Source organism: Pseudomonas sp. ACN5 (assembly GCF_002303975.1).
GTDB lineage: Bacteria > Pseudomonadota > Gammaproteobacteria > Pseudomonadales > Pseudomonadaceae > Aquipseudomonas > Aquipseudomonas laurylsulfatiphila.
In genome coordinates, this window is the sequence record NZ_MRCP01000003.1 from 467,583 (window position 1) to 484,363 (window position 16,781).

Sequence of the window (16,781 nt, forward strand, 5' to 3'; positions counted from 1 at the left end):
CATGAGCAGTAAACACATCGACCTGCTGGATTTCAGCGAACTGCCGTCGGCGGTGTACTTCCGCTACGCCGATTTTGACGCCCACGAATACGCCGCCCCCCATCGGCATCCCTGGGGGACGCTGGAGTATGCAGCCCACGGCGTGCTGCACATGGATGTCGAGGGCAGCCGCTTCATGTCGCCTCCGCAATACGCGGTGTGGGTGCCGCCACAGATCGAGCACAGTTTCTATAGCCACCAACCGGTCAACTACCGCGCCGTGTGCCTGGCGCCCAAGGTGTGCGCTGATCTGCCGTCGCGAGCCTGTACCCTGGCCATCAGCGACATCCTCAAGGCGATCCTCAAGGACTTCGCCGCCCGGGACGTGCAAATTCCCGAGCGCGATGCGGACCAGCGTCTGGCCCAGGTATTGGTGGATCAACTGCAACAGGCCCCGGTGCACGAGTGCTATCTGCCCTACGCCAGCAGCCCCGGATTGCTGGGGATTCTGGAAGCATTGCAGGCCGAGCCTGGGGATAACCGGCCGCTGGCGGAATGGGCCGCACGCATCCATGTCAGCGAACGCACCCTGGCACGGCAGTTCATGCGGGAGTTGGGCATGAGCTTCGGTGAGTGGCGCCAGCGCCTGCGTTTTCTGGCGGCGATCGAAGCGCTGGACAGCCAGCGCAGCATTCAGGAAATCGCTTTCGACATGGGCTACAGCACCGGCTCGGCGTTTATCGCGATGTTCCAGCGCCAGGCCGGGTGTACGCCGGAGCAGTACCGGCGCAGCCATCTGGAGAACAGGAAGGTGTAACAGGGGTTGTCTACACTCCAGTACGAGGCCGCCCACCTCGGTGTGGCAACAAGGAGAAAACTCCATGACGATGTTGCGTGTCCCGTTGTTGATGATCGGTTTGCTGCTCTGCTCCCAGGGTTTCGCCGCCACAGCCCAACAGGAAAAGATGACTACCTGCAATGCCGACGCCACGGCCAAAAGCCTCAAGGGCGATGAGCGCAAAGCCTTCATGAGTACCTGCCTGAAGGCTACTCCGGCGGCAAACGATGCCGGCAAGGCCTTGACACCGCAGCAAGAGAAAATGAAAACCTGCAACGCCGACGCCGCCACCAAAGCCCTCAAGGGTGATGAGCGCAAGGCGTTCATGAGTGATTGCCTGAAGAAAAAATAATTCACAGGGATCAACTCAGTCGAGTGTGGGAGCGGGCTTGCTCGCGAAGGCGGTGTACCTGTCACAACAATGTTGAAGGTGATGGCGCCTTCGCGAGCAAGCCCGCTCCCACAGGTGATCGGCGATGTATGGGCTGTCTGGGGAATGTCAAAATTTGCCCAGCCCCCGACCAAGGTCGAGCCACACAATCCCTAGTGCTCGCACCGGATCGCTGGCAGACTGCCAATCCTTTTTACGCCGTTCGTTTTTGAGGCTGTATGCCAACGTTTTCTCAGCGTCAAGTTTTGCTGGTCATCAGCTGGGTCATCATTTTTGGCGGGCTGCTGCTGGTCCTGCCGCTGCGGTTGCTGCCGAGCCTGCTCGCCGGATTGCTGGTGTTCGAACTGGTCAACATGCTCACTCCGCAACTGCAACGGCTGATCGAAGGCCGGCGTGCGCGCTGGTTGGCGGTGGCATTGCTGGGGACGCTGATTGTCAGCGTACTGTCGCTGATCTTTGCCGGTGCCTTCAGCTTCCTGTTGCACGAGGCGGAAAACCCCGGCGCCTCCCTCGACAAATTCATGGGGGTGGTCGACCGCGCACGCGGGCAACTGCCGCCGTTCATCGACGCCTACCTGCCGGCCAGTGCCGCCGAGTTTCGTGTGGCCATTGGCGAGTGGGTCAGCAAGCACCTGAGCGAATTGCAACTGGTGGGCAAGGATGCGGCACACATGTTCGTGACCTTGCTGATCGGCATGGTGCTGGGCGCGATCATTGCGTTGCAGCGTGTACCGGATCTGACCAAGCGCAAACCGCTGGCGGCGGCGCTGTTTGATCGTCTGCACCTGCTGGTCCAGGCGTTTCGCAACATCGTGTTCGCCCAGATCAAGATTTCCCTGCTCAACACCATTTTCACCGGTATTTTCCTGGCGGTGATCCTGCCGATGTTCGGCATCAAGCTGCCGCTGACCAAAACCCTGATCGTGCTGACGTTCCTGCTCGGCTTGCTGCCGGTGATCGGCAACCTGATGTCCAACACCCTGATCACCATCGTCGGTCTGTCGCTGTCGATCTGGGTCGCCGTCGCGGCGCTGGGTTACCTCATTGTTATCCACAAGCTCGAATACTTCCTCAACGCGCGCATCGTCGGCGGGCAGATCAGTGCCAAGTCGTGGGAGTTGCTGCTGGCGATGCTGGTGTTCGAGGCCGCGTTCGGCCTGCCGGGGGTAGTGGCGGGGCCGATTTACTACGCGTATCTGAAGAGTGAGTTGAAGCAGGTGGGGATGGTTTAAGAGCAGCTACGAGCCTCAAGCTTCAAGCTGCAAGCTGCAAGTCAAAGCCAGGAGCGAACACCGCACCTGCTCCTACTTGAAGCTTGCAGCTTGAAGCTCACAGCTGCTTTTCAACCGTAACGTTTCGCAGCCTCGATCGCCAGACCACTACCGATACTGCCAAAGATATTCCCTTCCACATGCCGCGCTTTCGGCAGCATCGCCGAGACGCTGTTGCGCAGCGCCGGGATGCCGCTCGAGCCGCCGGTGAAGAACACCGTGTCGACCTGATCGACCCGGACATCGGCGTCTGTCAGCAATTGGGTGACGCTGTTGCGCACCCGCTCCAGCAGGTTGTCGATGGCCGACTCGAACAGCGCACGGCTCAAGTCCACGCTCAGGCCCGCTTCAATGCGGTCCAGCGGCACGTGGCGGTTGTCGGCGTGGGTCAGCTGGATCTTGGTTTCTTCCACTTCCATCGCCAGCCAGTGGCCGGCGCGCTGTTCGATCAGCTTGAACAGGCGATCGATGCCGCCGGTGTCCTCGATGTCGTAGCGCATGCTGCCCAGGGCCAGTTGCGATTTCTGCGAGTACACCGAGTTGATCGTGTGCCAGGTCGCCAGGTTCATGTGATGGCTGGTGGGCATGTAGGCGCCGCTCTTCATCCGGCTGCCATAGCCGAACAGTGGCATCAGGCCGGCCAGCGAGAGTTGTTTGTCGAAGTCGGTCCCGCCGATGTGCACGCCGCCGGTGGCGAGGATGTCGTCCTGGCGGTTATCCACAGCGCGCCGCTCCGGTGACAGGCGCACCAGGGAGAAGTCGGACGTACCACCGCCGATGTCGACGATCAGTACCAGCTCTTCTTTCTCGATGGTCGACTCGTAGTCGAATGCCGCGGCAATCGGTTCGAACTGGAACGAGACTTCCTTGAAGCCGATCTTGCGCGCCACGTCGACCAGGGTGTCTTCGGCTTCCTTGTCGGCCATCGGGTCGTCGTCGACGAAGAACACCGGACGACCCAGCACCACTTCTTCGAATTCCCGACCGGCGGCGGTTTCGGCACGGCTCTTGAGCTGGCCAATGAACAGTCCGAGCAGGTCCTTGAACGGCATGGCCGTGCCCAGGACGCTGGTGTCGTGCTTGATCAGCTTGGAGCCCAGCAGGCTCTTGAGCGAGCGCATCAGGCGGCCTTCGTAGCCTTCCAGGTACTCGTGCAGCGCCAGCCGACCGTACACCGGGCGACGTTCTTCGATATTGAAGAAGACCACTGACGGCAGGGTGATCTTGTCGTCCTCCAGCGCGATCAGCGTTTCCACGCCGGGGCGCAGCCAGCCGACGGTGGAGTTGGACGTGCCAAAATCGATACCCACGGCACGGGCTGGAGATGCGTTGTTCATGTCTTTCAGGTTCCGGTTAAAAAACGGCCGCGCAGTGTATGCCAGTGCGCGCCAGATTCGAAGGCCGGTTATCTGCTAATTCTTCGCAAACAATGCCTTGAAAGATGGGGCATCCCCCCCAAACTACCCTGCATCAACCGGACAGCCGCGGGCGTGCTCGCAAGAAGCCCCGCCGGCTGCCGATAAACTTCTGCCGCGCCGCCCGGTCACAAATTTGAGATCGGTCAAACCAACGGCTGCAAACAAGCGCATGCTGTGGCCCGTGGCGCGATTTGATAACGGATGGTGATTCCCGCGATGGACTTCAAAGACTATTACAAGATTCTCGGTGTGGAGCCGACCGCAGACGATAAGGCGATCAAGGCCGCCTATCGCAAGCTGGCGCGCAAATACCACCCCGACGTCAGCAAGGAAAAGGACGCCGAGGCCAAGTTCAAGGACGCCTCGGAAGCCTATGAAGCGCTGAAAAGCGCCGACAAGCGCGCCGAATACGATGATCTGCGCCGCTATGGCCAGCACGGCCAACCGTTCCAGGGGCCACCGGGCTGGCAGAGCCGTGGCGGTTTCGGTGGCGGTGGTCAGGACACGGGCGATTTCTCGGACTTCTTCAGTTCGATCTTCGGCAACCGTGGGCCTGGTTTCAGTGGTGGTGGACAGTCGCGTCGCAGCACCGGACGTCGAGGGCAGGACGTGGAAATGGAGCTTGGGGTTTTTCTCGAAGAAACACTGTCGACCGAGTCGAAGAAGGTCACCTTCCAGGTACCGCAGTACAACGCGGCCGGCCAGCATGTGAGCAACACCAGCAAAAGCCTGAACGTGAAGATTCCGGCCGGTGTGGCCGACGGCGAGCGCATTCGCCTCAAGGGGCAGGGCGCTCCGGGTGTGGGTGGCGGCGCCAATGGCGACCTGTACCTGACGATCCGTTTCGCACCGCACCCGAAATTCGACGTCGAAGGCGATAACCTGATCATCACCTTGCCACTGGCTCCGTGGGAGCTGGCGCTGGGGGCCGAAGTCGCCGTGCCGACCCTGACCGGCAAGATCAACCTCAAGGTGCCGGCCGGCAGCCAGAACGGCCAGCGCATGCGCGCCAAGGGCCATGGGCTGATGAACAAGGCCGGTGAGCGCGGTTACCTGTTCGTGCAATTGAAGGCCGTGATGCCGAAGAAATCCGACGATGACATCAAGGCCCTGTGGCAGGAACTGGCGAAAAAAGCCGCGTTCGACCCGCGAGAGCATTTTTGATCCCTTAGAACCAAGGAGTCACTGACAATGAGCAGTCCCCTGATCGTTCAACTGGACATGGCAGAATTCTGTGAGGCGACCGAGCTGTCGGACGTCTACGTGATCGAAATCGTCGAGCACGGCATCCTCGAACCTCAGGGCGCTCAGCCCAAGGACTGGGTTTTCAACGACTATGAGCTGACCCTGGCCAAGCGTGCCGCCAAGCTGCGGCGCGACCTTGACCTGGAGTGGGAAGGCGTCGCCCTGGCGCTGGACCTGCTCGAAGAAGTGCAGCAGCTGCGCGCCGAGAACCGCATGCTCAAGCAGCGGTTGGGGCGGTTGTTGGTGGAGTAGTTCCTCAAGTAGTAACCAACACTAACTCTGTGGCGAGGGGGCTTGCCCCCGTTCGGGTGCAAAGCGCCCGCCAATCGAACGACTGGGTACAACTGACAAAACTGCAGTGTCTGGTTTCAGGACTGCTGCGCAGCCCAACGGGGGCAAGCCCCCTCGCCACAATGGCTCTATATTGTCCTCGGCAACACCACGGTAAAGGTCGTGCCATCCCTCTCACTGGAACTGACTTCAATCGTCCCCTGATGGGCGTCGACCACTTCCTTGACGATAAACAACCCCAACCCAAGGCTGGTAGTGGGCTCGCCGAGTTCTTCGCTGGCACTGCGCACCAGCGGGTCGAAAATGGTCGGGATCGCATCGCAGGGGATGGGGACTCCGTCGTTCTGCACCGTCAGCCGAACGCCGTCGGCCTCGCCCTTGAGGGTCAAGGTCACTTCACGTTTGCTCGAGCCATGCTGCAAGGCATTGCCGATCAGGTTTTGCAGCATCTGATCGACCCTGCGCGGGTCCCAGGTACCGCGGGTGTCACCCTGTACCGTCAGGGTCGGATCGCACTCCGGTTGACCGGCACAGGCCCGCGCAATCGCGTCCCGTGCCGCTTCAGCCAGGTCCATGGGCGCCGGTTCGATCGGCAGATGTTTGCCCAGGCGACTGCGCACCAGTTCCAGCAAATCCCCGACCATCACTGCCAGATGTCCGGTGCTGCGCTGGATATTGATCGCGCACTTGAGCGCATCACCTTCCAGTGCGGCTTTGCGCAGCAGGATTTCGGTGGACATGCTCACCGCCTGCAGGGGCGCGCGCAGGTCATGACCGAGGATCGCGAGGAAAATGTCACGGGAGCGGTTGACCATTTCGGCATAGGCGGCGGTGGATTCGGCCAGGGCTTCGTCGATGGCTTCGTTGAAGCGGATCATGTCCTGGAAGTAGGCCAGGTCAGGCGATTGCAGGCTGTTGACCCACAGGCGGATGACACAGGCGCGCAAATGACGGAATTCACTGGTCATCTGCACCAGATCAAAACCCACGGTATGGCGCAACTCGCCATGGCTGGCACCGGCCTCGTCGAGGCTCGGGGTTTTCTCCGGGCCTTCGCCGCGTGCCTTGGCCGCTTGTTCGGAGGGTGTCAGGGGCTTGCACATGTCCCGGGCCGCGGCCAGCAGGATCGACCGGGCATGGTCGCGCAAGGCGGCGCTGTCCATGGACTCGGCGGCCGGGGTGATGGTTTTGGCGAACTGCTCCCACTCATCGACGATGCGATCAACCTGTAGCACGATGAATTCGGAAAGACGCATGGCGGTTACCTGAGCATGAATCGGGGGCAGCGAATCGAATAGTAGTCCCTTTGCCGGAAAAAACACGACCGCTCGTTCGGTGGCATAAGTCCAGGCCACTGTGGCGGTACTTATGTATTGAAGGCTCTTTGAATTTCGAACGGTGGAAGCCTTTTTCCAGGGGCGGCCCAACGGTTATTTGGGCTTTTGTTTGGCGGGCGGGTTGGCGAAGCTGTGGGTTCAAATCCAGCCATCAAGGTGATGTAACAGTGTCTGAATTGCATGGAAGCCATTCACAGCAAACGATTGAAACCACAGGCGTCGAACACCAGGGCGTGCATTACCGTCGCGTATTCGACGGGATACCGGGTGCCCTGAAAAATGCCCCGCTTGCAAGGCTCAAATCCCTTGAAACCCTGAGGCCGGCGATGCCCGAATGGTACAGCGGAGCACGGGTCATCGACCGCCAGTACTTGAAGCAATTGATCGAGGAACGCTGGCGTTTGCAGGGCGTACTGGACAAAACCCTGGGCAGCTTGCAACACGACATTGAGGCCTTCGCCGAACCACTGGTCAGTGAGATGTTGCAGGCGAATTTCAGCTCCGTTGAACGCGTCGACGAACTCAGCGTGCAGCTCGAGGTGCCCAGTACGATCATATTCGGCATCGACACCGGCGCCAGTCGCGTCCGCCAGTCCACCTTGCTGGAGGCGGCGCTGCACAACTTCGAGGAAGCTGAAACCGTCGAAGGGGCGTTCCGAAACAGCTCCGGTATTTACCGTAAGGACAGCCGGGGCAGTCTCAGCCTGGAATCGGCCATTGCCCTGCCGGATTTTGCCGCGTTGTGCCGCAGCCTGGACATCGGCGGGCAATACCAGCGGCACATCAAGTCCGTCCTGTTGCCCGATACCCCGCAAGCACGGCGAACCTTGCAACAAGACTCGGTGGCCAGTGAACAAGCGGCCTTTCATGTGGCCGCACTGATTGCCCGATTGAAGGGCGATATCAGTGACTATGCCTACGGCAAACTGGGCCAGGTGCGTGAGGGGCAGGCAAACGTCACGCTGTACGACCGGCCGTTGCATGCTCATCGCTTGTCGCTGATGGGTTTTCGGTTGACCGGCATCGTGTTGTTCAGCGCGGTCAGCGAGCCATCGCAAATAAAGCGCGAAGTTGAAGCGTTGACGCCGGCCCTGTTGAGATTCTGGATCGACTGGTCGCGCCGCATTCCTGTTCTGCCGGGCCGGGAATACGATCAATTCAAACTGCTGCAAGCCTTCTTCGCCAATGGGCCGCAGGGGTTGAGCGATGAACTGTTGCGCCGCGACGATATCTATCAACAGAGTCGTGTAAGCGGTCCGTTGATCGCCTATGTGCCCGATGATCCTGACCATCCGTTGAAGGAGTATCCCTCACTGACCGCGTTCATGAAGGCGCTCCTGGGGCAGTTGAGAAATACGGATTACCAGGCGTTTTTCAGCCGGTTTGTGGCGCAGAAGGACAAGGGGCTGTTTTTCGCCCGGGTCAAAGAACGTCTCACGACCTACACCTGGCATGAGCGCGAACCGCTGGACATGGGCCCGTGGTGGCGTGAAACGGCGGTCGAAAATCCCGATGCAGAACCGGTGACCAACCAGATCGCGGATGATCTGTGGATCACCCTGTTTGTGGCGCGGCGGAACAAGGCCATCGCCGATGCCCGGCTGATCGCCGTACCGACCGGCGACGAAGATGCCAACGCACGCTTCAAGCGCCTGACCGGTTACCTGTCGATCGGCTGGAATGTTTTCAATTTCGCCGCAATGCTGGTGCCGGGCCTGGGTGAAGCCATGCTTGGCATCATGGTCGCGCAAATGCTCGCCGAGGTTGCCGAAGGCGTCGAGGACTGGAGCAAGGGTGACAAGGAACAGGCTTCGGCGTACTTCAACGGGGTCTTGATCAACTTCGCGCAACTGACACTGATGGGCGCCGGACATGTGTTGCCCGGCACCGCTGTCGTACCGATCAAGGTGTCGCCGTTTGTCGAGGGGCTCAAGCCAGTGGAAGTCGGCGGCAAGGAGCGGTTGTGGAACCCTGACCTTGCGCCCTATGAGCAATCGATCACATTGCCCGATGGGGCGAAGGCCGGTGACACAGGGCTGTACCGTTATCAGGAGCAAGACCTGCTGCGCCTCGATGACAAATGCTATGCCGTCAGGCAAGACCCGGAAACCGGCCAGCACCGGCTGCAACACCCGACTCGCGCCGATGCCTATCAGCCGCTGTTGGAGCACAACGGTGCCGGCAGCTGGAAGACCGAACTCGATCAACCGCTCGAATGGGATCGGCGTGTAGTGCTCAGGCGTCTGGGCGCTTCGGTGGAGGGGCTGTCCGATGAGACCCTGGAGCAGGTTTTGACTGCCAGCGGCGTACATGAAAACGTGCTGCGCCGACTTCATGTCGAACATGAAACCCCGCCCGCGTCATTGGCCGATACCCTCAAGCGCTTCAAGGCCCATGCCGATGCCGAAGCCGGTGCGCAACAGATTCTGGCCCATCGGATCAGTAACGATTGGGCGGATTACTCGCTTCGACTCATGACGGAATTGCGCGGCTGGCCCGGCGACAAGGCCATTGAAGTCTTCCAGGGACCGGGCCTGACCGGTGTATCGATCAAGGAAGGCTACGCCAATGCTTCAGCGACCAATACCTTGCAGATGACCTGGTCTGAACTGCTTGCGGGTGAGTTGCCTGAACGGGTGGTCGGTTTCCTTGACGAAACAGCGCTACGCGAACTGCTTGGAGAAGGGTATTCCGGTGACCAGGCGAAACGTGCACAGGCACTGTGTGATCAATGGGCGGCGCTGGCGCGTCAGCGCAAAAGTCAGTTGTTCGACCTGTTGTACAAGCGCCGTACCCGGTCGGACGACCCGTTGGTGAACATGCTCAAGGATGATGGGGCTGATATCTCTGTCAGTCAGGCGCAGGAGTTGCTGAGTGAAGCGCATCCCTCGGATGTGCAGCATTTGAACGAAAAAAAACGTGTTCCGTTGAGACTGGCTCAACAAGCTCGGGAGGCGGCGGAACAACTGCGTGTGACACGGGCTTATGAAGGCCTGTACCTCGACGGACTGCACAGTCGCGATACCGCACGCCTGGAGCTGCACTCGCTGGCCGCATTGCCGGGCTGGCCGGCGGATCTGCGTCTGGAAATCCGTGAGTATTCATTCACGGGATCGCTGACCGACAGTCTCGGCCCCGTCGACGCGACGACCCGCAAAGTGCTGGTCCTGGGTGAGGATGGCCAATACGAGGCACGGGACGGCAGCGATCAACAGCTGCACGGTGCGGACAATCTGTACGCGGCGGTGCTGCATGCCTTGCCCGACTCCGAGCGCACAGCGCTTGGCTTTGGAATCCATGAGTCTTCACGCCTTGAGCAAGCGGTCAGGACGCAGCCGCTGGATCGATCCCGGTTTGAGCTGATTCTGCGGGACAACCCGATCACCAGGCCGGCTTACGACCCGAGCGTCATGCGCTTGCGTGGCGGCATGCGTGGCTATGCCCGACAAGCATCGCAAGGCGTGGGGCTGCGACAACGGGCTCATGCACTGTATCCGGATTTTACCTCGGAGGAAGTGGAGACACTGCTGGCGGGTTTCGGTCAGGGCGAAGGGACGGTGCATGCGCGGCTGACCGTGCTGGAGGCCGAGTTCAACCAATTGAACCGCGCCCTGCAACGCTGGATGAATTCGCCGACGCAATCCGCTCGTTTTACCCCGGCGGGCGTGGCGGAATGGCATGCGCGAAACAACATCTACAAAACGCTCAGGCAAAGCTGGCAGCGCACCGGGCCGGAGGGCATCGAGGCTTTCGGGGTAGTGCGGCCGCAGGCGTTGAGTCTGGACAACATTCCCAGACTGAACCGACTGCTGGAAACCCTGCCGAAACTGGAGGCCAACTTCGATCATGTCACCAGCCTGAGCCTGCGCGGTGGGCAGTTGCGTTCCGGGAACCTGTCGTTCCTCGACCCGTTCCATCAGGTGCGCCACCTCAATCTGCAAGACAACCTGCTGACGACGCTTCCGCAGGCGGTGAAAGACATGCGTCATCTCACTCACCTGTTTCTTGACCGCAATAACATTGAACTGGATGCATTGGCGCTCGATCACCTGAAAAACCTGACGCGCATGACAGTCCTGCGCTTGCGCGGCAACCCGCTCAAGCTCATTCCGAACATCAGCCGAATGCCGCATTTGCAGGTGTTGTTGCTGGGCGAAACCGGACTGGACAGCTGGCCCGTCGGGCTGTTTTCGCAATCGCGACCGCGCAGTATCTACCTTGACTTGAGCGGCAACCCGATCAGTCGGATACCCGAGGTCGCACCCGGTTCATTTCGCGCAGAGCTACTGGCGCGCACCGTAATCAGCCGGGGCCCGCGTTGGATCTCGTCGGAGAATCTCGAGATCCTTAAGTCTTACATCGAGTCGGTCGGAATGGACCCGGAGCGTCCTTATCCGCCCCGAGGCGTACTCGACAGCGCGGATTGGGATATGGGCATGACCGAGCGGCAATGGCAGGGAAAACAGGAAGTCTGGAACGACGTTGAAGACGAGTTTGGTTCGGTGCCGTTTTTCAATGAACTGCGCAAGCTCACCCAGTCCGCCGACTTCAAGGCCGGCGGTGAGTATCAGACGGAACTGACGACCAAGGTCTGGCGCATGCTCGAAGCCATGGCCAGCGACAGTGAACTGCGAAGCAAACTGTTCAACGAGGCGGCAACGCCCACCGAGTGCGTGGATGGCGGCACGCAACTGTTCAATGCCATGGGCGTGCAGGTGATGGTGCATGAAGCCTACGCCCTGGTGCGTGCGGACCTGATCGAGGCGCAATTGCTGGAACTGGCCCTGGGCAAGTCCCGGCTCGATGAACTCGGCGCCATTGCCCGTCAGCGGGTGTCTGAGCGGTTGGCTAACGGCGAACGGTTCCGTCGCTACGACGCCAATGGCGATGCGACCGGCACTATCGATGAAGTGGAAGTGCACCTGGCTTACATGACCGATCTGGCAGAGCGTCTGGATCTGCCGTGGCAGGCGCGGGGCATGCAGTTTCGCAACATCGCCGGTGTGAGCAAGGAGATGATCGAAGCAGCGTTCCAGCGGATCAAGGCACTGGAGGAAGGTGATCTGCTGATTGATCGCGTCTTCGAGCAACCGCTCTGGCGAACCTGGCTGGAGACTACTTACCGCGAAGAATTGAACGGCTTGAAGCGCAGGATCGACGCCACTATCGATTTACAGGATGCGTTGCAGCGCAGGGCCGAAGGTACGCGGCTCACTGCCGAGGGAAAGGCGGCGGTGGAGGCGGAAATCAAGGGGTTGTGCAGTGAGTTGGGCAAAAGTGAAACTGACTTTGCGAACGGCAAGCTGATGACTGACGAGGAATATGTTCAAGCCTTGGATGACATCGATCTGCAAATTACGCAGTTGCTGAAAAAACTGACACGGGAAGCGATGATTCGGGCCAAGCTGGATCGGCTGCGGATTGAATCCGTTCAGTAATCACGGAAAAAACAAAGGCCTCGCCACAGGGTGTGCGAGGCCTTTGCTCGTGTCGTGGTTGCCGGTTCAGAACAGGAAGTAACGCTGGGCCATCGGCAACGTCTCAGCGGGCTCACACCACAGCAAAACCCCATCGGCCTTGACCTGATAGGTCTGCGGATCGACGTCGATGTTCGGCAGGTAGTCGTTGTGGATCAGGTCGGTTTTCTGCACGTCGCGGCAACCTTTGACCACCGCGATTTTCTTCTTCAAACCCAGCGCATCAGGCAAGCCTGCCTCCTGCGCCGCCTGACTGATGAAGGTCAGGCTGGTGGCGTGCAGCGAGCCGCCGTAGCTGGCGAACATCGGGCGGTAGTGCACCGGTTGCGGTGTCGGGATCGAGGCATTGGCGTCGCCCATCAGGCTGGCCGCGATGGCACCGCCCTTGAGAATCAACGTCGGTTTCACGCCAAAAAACGCCGGCCGCCAAAGCACCAGGTCCGCCCATTTACCCACTTCCACCGAACCCACTTCATGGCTGATGCCATGGGTGATCGCCGGGTTGATGGTGTACTTGGCGATGTAGCGCTTGGCGCGGAAGTTGTCGTTGCCCTCACCATCGCCGGGCAGCGGCCCGCGTTGTTTTTTCATTTTGTCGGCGGTCTGCCAGGTGCGGGTGATGACTTCACCGACCCGCCCCATGGCCTGGCTGTCGGAGCTGATCATCGAGAACGCACCGAGGTCGTGGAGGATGTCTTCGGCGGCAATCGTCTCACGGCGGATGCGGCTTTCGGCGAAGGCCACGTCCTCGGCAATGCTCGGATCGAGATGATGGCAGACCATCAGCATGTCGAGGTGTTCGTCGATGGTGTTGCGGGTGAACGGCCGGGTCGGGTTGGTCGAACTCGGCAGCACGTTGGCAAAGCCGCAGGCCTTGATGATGTCCGGCGCATGACCGCCACCGGCACCTTCGGTGTGATAGGTGTGAATGGTGCGGCCCTTGAAGGCGGCGAGGGTGGTCTCGACGAAACCGGATTCGTTGAGGGTGTCGGTGTGGATCGCCACCTGCACGTCGAACCGGTCGGCCACGCTCAGGCAGTTGTCGATGCTCGCGGGTGTGGTGCCCCAGTCCTCATGCAACTTGAGGCCGATGGCACCGGCCTTGACCTGTTCGATCAACGGCTCCGGCAAGCTGGCGTTGCCCTTGCCGGTGAGGCCTATGTTCATCGGGAAGGCGTCGGCGGCCTGGAGCATGCGCGCCAGGTGCCACGGCCCGGAGGTGCAGGTGGTCGCATTGGTGCCGGTAGCCGGTCCGGTGCCGCCACCGATCATGGTGGTGACACCGCTCATCAATGCCTCTTCGATCTGCTGCGGGCAGATGAAGTGGATGTGGGTGTCGATGCCGCCAGCGGTGAGGATCATGCCTTCACCGGCGATGACTTCGGTGCTGGCGCCAATGGCGATGTTGACGTTGGGCTGGATGTCCGGGTTGCCGGCCTTGCCGATCGCCGCGATGCGCCCGTCCTTGAGGCCGACGTCGGCCTTGACGATACCCCAGTGATCGACGATCAGCGCGTTGGTGATCAGGGTGTCGACCACGTCGGCGGCCAGCAACTGGCTCTGACCCTGGCCGTCACGAATGACTTTACCGCCACCGAATTTCACTTCTTCGCCGTAGGTGGTGAAGTCCTGTTCCACTTCTATCCACAACTCGGTATCGGCCAGGCGCACCTTGTCACCAACGGTGGGACCGAACATGTCGGCGTAGGCTTGACGGGAAATCTTCAATTACTCGTTCCTCGTAATTGAGCTGCAAGCTTCAAGCTGCAAGCCTCAAGTAAAAACAGATAGGGGGCGCCACAAACTGCTCTTCCTTGCAGCTTGCAGCTGAAGTCGACCTATAAGTCGCCCATGATTCTTCCCGCAAACCCAAAAACCCGACGCAACCCCGCCAGCTCGACAAGCTCGACTTCCCGACTCTGCCCCGGTTCGAAACGCACCGCCGTGCCGGCCGGGATGTTCAGGCGCATGCCACGACTGGCGGCACGGTCGAACGCCAGGGCGTCGTTGGTTTCGAAAAAGTGATAATGCGAGCCGACCTGGATCGGCCGATCACCACTGTTGGCCACCTTCAGGCTGATCGTGCGGCGGCCGACGTTGAGTTCGATGTCGCCGGGCTGGATCTGGTACTCACCGGGAATCATCATTGGGCTCCTTGGAGAATCTTGTAATAGAGGGCAGTCGGTTTGTAGCGGCCGCTCGGGTCGCAGGCGTAGTCGGGAATTTCACCGGCGCGGGTATAGCCCAGCGATTGGTAGAAGGCTTCGGCGGGCGAACCGGCCTCGGTGTCGAGGTACAGCATGCCGCGCTTGTGCTGCAGGGCGGCGGCCTCCAGAGCGTTCATCAATTGCTGGCCCAGACCGCGACGCCGGGCATGTTCGCGCACCAGCAGCTTTTGCACTTCAGCGCGGTTGAGACCGTTGGCTTTCTGGCACAAGCCCAACTGCACGCTGGCCTGCACCTGTTCGTCCTTGACCACCACCCACAGCAACAGATTGCCCTTGTTCAGGTTGTCCTGGACCTCATCGAAATAGGCGTGGGCCTGGGTCGCATCGAGGCCGGCCATGAAGCCGACACTGGCCCCGTAGCCGACGGCATCGAGCAGCAGGTCGATCAGGCCCTGACGATAGTGCGCAAAGCTTTCAACGTTGACGCGTCGCAGTTGGGCGGCGTTCATCGGGTATTACTCCTGGTTGATGCCTGGCGGCTGCGCGCCGGGGTTGAGGGTCAGTTGCATGAACGTCAGGTCCAGCCAGCGGCCGAATTTGGTGCCGACCTGAGGCATTTGCCCGGTGGTGATGAAGCCGATGCGCTCATGCAAGCGAATGGACGCGGCGTTACCGCTTTCGATGGCGGCGACCATCACGTGCTTGCCGCAGCCTTTGGCGCGCTCGACCAGCGCTTCCATCAGTTGTGGGCCGAGGCCGTTACCGCGCTGGTCGCTGCGCACGTAGACCGAGTGCTCGACGGTGTGGCGGAAACCGTCGAAAGGTCGCCAGTCACCGAATGAGGCATAGCCCAGTACCGAATTTTCACCATCGACGATCACCAGAATCGGGTAAGCCTGGGATTGCCGGGCGCTGAACCATGCCTGGCGGTTGCCGAGGTCGACCGCCTGTTCATTCCAGATCGCCGTGGTGTTGAGCACGGCGTCGTTGTAGATGTCACAGATGGCCGGCAAGTCGGCAGGCACGGCATCGCGGATGTGGTAAGTCATGGCGCGGCCTCAGGCGATGGGTTGGTGGACGGTGACCAGTTTGGTGCCATCGGGGAAGGTAGCCTCGACCTGGATTTCCGGGATCATTTCCGGGATGCCTTCCATCACTTGTTCGCGAGTCAGCAGGGTGGTGCCCAAGTGCATCAGGTCGGCCACGGTCTGGCCGTCACGGGCGCCTTCGAGCAGGGCCGCGGAGATATAGGCCATGGTTTCCGGGTAATTGAGTTTCACGCCGCGCGCCAAACGCCGCTCGGCCACCAGGCCCGCGGTGAAGATCAGCAGCTTGTCTTTTTCGCGTGGGGTCAGGTCCATCGTAGACATCCATAATCGGCAGTTAAACAGTCATTCAATTTGAGAACACAATTCCTGTGGGAGCGGGCTTGCTCGCGAATGCGGAGTGTCATCCAACATCAATGCTGACTGGCCCACTGCATTCGCGAGCAAGCCCGCTCCCACATTCGATCGCATTTCAGGTGCTCCATATTCTGGGTGATACGGCCTCGCGACCCAGAAGGGCGGGGCGTAACAACTTCCAAAGTTCAATCAACCATCCCCGCGCCAACAACGCCTCACTCGCCAGGCACCGTGCAACCAGCAACCCCGGCAACTGGGTCAAATCCCCGCGCACGTCGTTGGGCAGCGAGCGGCAGGACTCCAGCAGTTCGCTATCGATTTCACCCGTCACCAATAACGTGGCAAACACCGGTTGCCCGTCGAGCCCGATGGGCGAATCAAGTAAACCGTCCGCTCCGACAATGCGCTGACGTTCATGCCAGAGCAACTGGCCGTCGCGGCGCACATCCAGTCGTGCCTGGAAATGCCCAAGGTCGAAGCGCTCGCCACTGGCCGGACGGCCCAGGGCCACGACGTCCCAGTAGAAAAGACGCGCATCGCCTTCAAGGTCGATGAAGGTGCTGAGTTCAGCCTGGGCCGCACTGAAAATGATCGTCTCCTGGGGCAGCCATTCCAGTGTCGCACCGGCCGCCACCTTCAACTTCAGTTGCTGAAAGGCCGGGCCGGCAGCGCGATACCACTTGGCCGCGCCGGGGCTGGTGATTTGCGCCCAGGCATTGCCCTCGACGCTGGCCGAAATGTCCAGTCGATCGCCGCCGGCAATTCCGCCGGGTGGGTGGACGATGATGTGCTGGCAGACTTCCGGCCCCTCGGCATACAGGTGTTTTTGTACCCGCAGCGGACCTTTGTGCCGGCGCTGGACCGGGCGCGTGGTGTTGTCGAATCGGGCGTAGCCCAGTTCCAGTTCGGCATGCCAACTGGGGGTAAACAAAACGCCTGAAGCCGGAAGAGTCATAGTCAATG

14 protein-coding genes are annotated in these 16,781 nt (G+C 60.6%); 6 read left to right on the plus strand and 8 right to left on the minus strand.

All coding sequences use genetic code 11. The features are described from left to right. The first annotated feature begins 1 nt into the window (after position 1). The 3 genes from BSF40_RS08185 to BSF40_RS08195 all read left to right on the plus strand — a co-directional run bounded on the left by BSF40_RS08185 (position 2) and on the right by BSF40_RS08195 (position 2,440). Positions 2-796, plus strand: a complete 795-nt coding sequence (locus tag BSF40_RS08185; RefSeq protein WP_095964813.1) for a helix-turn-helix transcriptional regulator — start codon at positions 2-4, stop codon at positions 794-796. Between the two features lie 64 nt (positions 797-860). Then, positions 861-1,169: a PsiF family protein gene (locus tag BSF40_RS08190; protein WP_095964733.1), complete on the plus strand. Its 309-nt coding sequence runs from the start codon at positions 861-863 to the stop codon at positions 1,167-1,169. A gap of 257 nt (positions 1,170-1,426) precedes the next feature. Continuing rightward, the gene (locus BSF40_RS08195) at positions 1,427-2,440 is read left to right on the plus strand and encodes an AI-2E family transporter (RefSeq protein ID WP_015093263.1); all 1,014 of its coding nucleotides are present in this window, start codon (positions 1,427-1,429) and stop codon (positions 2,438-2,440) included. 110 nt (positions 2,441-2,550) lie between these two features. On the opposite strand, the gene BSF40_RS08200 is transcribed toward BSF40_RS08195, so the two are convergent. Further along, entirely contained in the window at positions 2,551-3,816 is a 1,266-nt protein-coding gene (locus tag BSF40_RS08200) for an Hsp70 family protein (protein ID WP_095964734.1), read from the minus strand. Positions 3,817-4,113: 297 nt separating this feature from the next. Here BSF40_RS08200 and BSF40_RS08205 point away from each other — a divergent pair, with 297 nt between their 5' ends. Both BSF40_RS08205 and BSF40_RS08210 read left to right on the plus strand, forming a co-directional pair. After that, entirely contained in the window at positions 4,114-5,061 is a 948-nt protein-coding gene (locus tag BSF40_RS08205; protein ID WP_007979664.1) for a DnaJ C-terminal domain-containing protein, read from the plus strand. Positions 5,062-5,088: 27 nt separating this feature from the next. After that, positions 5,089-5,394: a chaperone modulator CbpM gene (locus BSF40_RS08210; RefSeq protein WP_007979663.1), complete on the plus strand. Its 306-nt coding sequence runs from the start codon at positions 5,089-5,091 to the stop codon at positions 5,392-5,394. Between the two features lie 167 nt (positions 5,395-5,561). On the opposite strand, the gene BSF40_RS08215 is transcribed toward BSF40_RS08210, so the two are convergent. Continuing rightward, positions 5,562-6,689, minus strand: coding sequence for a sensor histidine kinase KdpD (locus BSF40_RS08215; protein WP_095964735.1), 1,128 nt, complete (start codon positions 6,687-6,689; stop codon positions 5,562-5,564). Positions 6,690-6,937: 248 nt separating this feature from the next. Between BSF40_RS08215 and BSF40_RS08220 the strand changes: the two genes are divergently transcribed. Further along, on the plus strand, positions 6,938-12,208 hold the full coding sequence (locus BSF40_RS08220) for a dermonecrotic toxin domain-containing protein (protein WP_095964736.1): 5,271 nt from the start codon (positions 6,938-6,940) through the stop codon (positions 12,206-12,208). 66 nt (positions 12,209-12,274) lie between these two features. Here the strand turns inward: BSF40_RS08220 and ureC are convergent, their stop codons facing one another. The 6 genes from ureC to BSF40_RS08250 all read right to left on the minus strand — a co-directional run bounded on the left by ureC (position 12,275) and on the right by BSF40_RS08250 (position 16,773). Beyond that, a complete protein-coding gene (gene ureC / locus BSF40_RS08225; RefSeq protein WP_095964737.1) occupies positions 12,275-13,975 on the minus strand; it encodes an urease subunit alpha in 1,701 nt (566 codons plus the stop codon). A 110-nt stretch (positions 13,976-14,085) separates the two neighbouring features. Next, positions 14,086-14,391 carry an urease subunit beta gene (locus BSF40_RS08230; protein WP_095964738.1) on the minus strand — a complete coding sequence of 102 codons (306 nt, stop codon included), beginning with the start codon at positions 14,389-14,391 and terminating at the stop codon, positions 14,086-14,088. Continuing rightward, a complete protein-coding gene (locus BSF40_RS08235; RefSeq protein ID WP_095964739.1) occupies positions 14,391-14,924 on the minus strand; it encodes a GNAT family N-acetyltransferase in 534 nt (177 codons plus the stop codon). The genes BSF40_RS08230 and BSF40_RS08235 overlap by 1 nt, the downstream gene beginning before the upstream one ends. Before the next feature lie 6 nt (positions 14,925-14,930). Further along, entirely contained in the window at positions 14,931-15,464 is a 534-nt protein-coding gene (locus BSF40_RS08240; RefSeq protein ID WP_095964740.1) for a GNAT family N-acetyltransferase, read from the minus strand. Between the two features lie 9 nt (positions 15,465-15,473). Beyond that, positions 15,474-15,776, minus strand: a complete 303-nt coding sequence (locus tag BSF40_RS08245; RefSeq protein ID WP_015093271.1) for an urease subunit gamma — start codon at positions 15,774-15,776, stop codon at positions 15,474-15,476. A gap of 157 nt (positions 15,777-15,933) precedes the next feature. Further along, the gene (locus BSF40_RS08250; RefSeq protein ID WP_095964741.1) at positions 15,934-16,773 is read right to left on the minus strand and encodes an urease accessory protein UreD; all 840 of its coding nucleotides are present in this window, start codon (positions 16,771-16,773) and stop codon (positions 15,934-15,936) included. Between the last annotated feature and the right edge of the window lie 8 nt (positions 16,774-16,781).

Bases quoted from the DNA above. Each gene is read 5' to 3' on its own strand.
- BSF40_RS08185 (WP_095964813.1), top strand. From the start codon at position 2: ATGAGCAGTAAACACATCGACCTGCTGGATTTCAGCGAACTGCCGTCG.
- BSF40_RS08190 (WP_095964733.1), top strand. From the start codon at position 861: ATGACGATGTTGCGTGTCCCGTTGTTGATGATCGGTTTGCTGCTCTGC.
- BSF40_RS08195 (WP_015093263.1), top strand. From the start codon at position 1,427: ATGCCAACGTTTTCTCAGCGTCAAGTTTTGCTGGTCATCAGCTGGGTC.
- BSF40_RS08200 (WP_095964734.1), bottom strand. From the start codon at position 3,816: ATGAACAACGCATCTCCAGCCCGTGCCGTGGGTATCGATTTTGGCACG.
- BSF40_RS08205 (WP_007979664.1), top strand. From the start codon at position 4,114: ATGGACTTCAAAGACTATTACAAGATTCTCGGTGTGGAGCCGACCGCA.
- BSF40_RS08210 (WP_007979663.1), top strand. From the start codon at position 5,089: ATGAGCAGTCCCCTGATCGTTCAACTGGACATGGCAGAATTCTGTGAG.
- BSF40_RS08215 (WP_095964735.1), bottom strand. From the start codon at position 6,689: ATGCGTCTTTCCGAATTCATCGTGCTACAGGTTGATCGCATCGTCGAT.
- BSF40_RS08230 (WP_095964738.1), bottom strand. From the start codon at position 14,391: ATGATTCCCGGTGAGTACCAGATCCAGCCCGGCGACATCGAACTCAAC.
- BSF40_RS08235 (WP_095964739.1), bottom strand. From the start codon at position 14,924: ATGAACGCCGCCCAACTGCGACGCGTCAACGTTGAAAGCTTTGCGCAC.
- BSF40_RS08240 (WP_095964740.1), bottom strand. From the start codon at position 15,464: ATGACTTACCACATCCGCGATGCCGTGCCTGCCGACTTGCCGGCCATC.
- BSF40_RS08245 (WP_015093271.1), bottom strand. From the start codon at position 15,776: ATGGACCTGACCCCACGCGAAAAAGACAAGCTGCTGATCTTCACCGCG.
- BSF40_RS08250 (WP_095964741.1), bottom strand. From the start codon at position 16,773: ATGACTCTTCCGGCTTCAGGCGTTTTGTTTACCCCCAGTTGGCATGCC.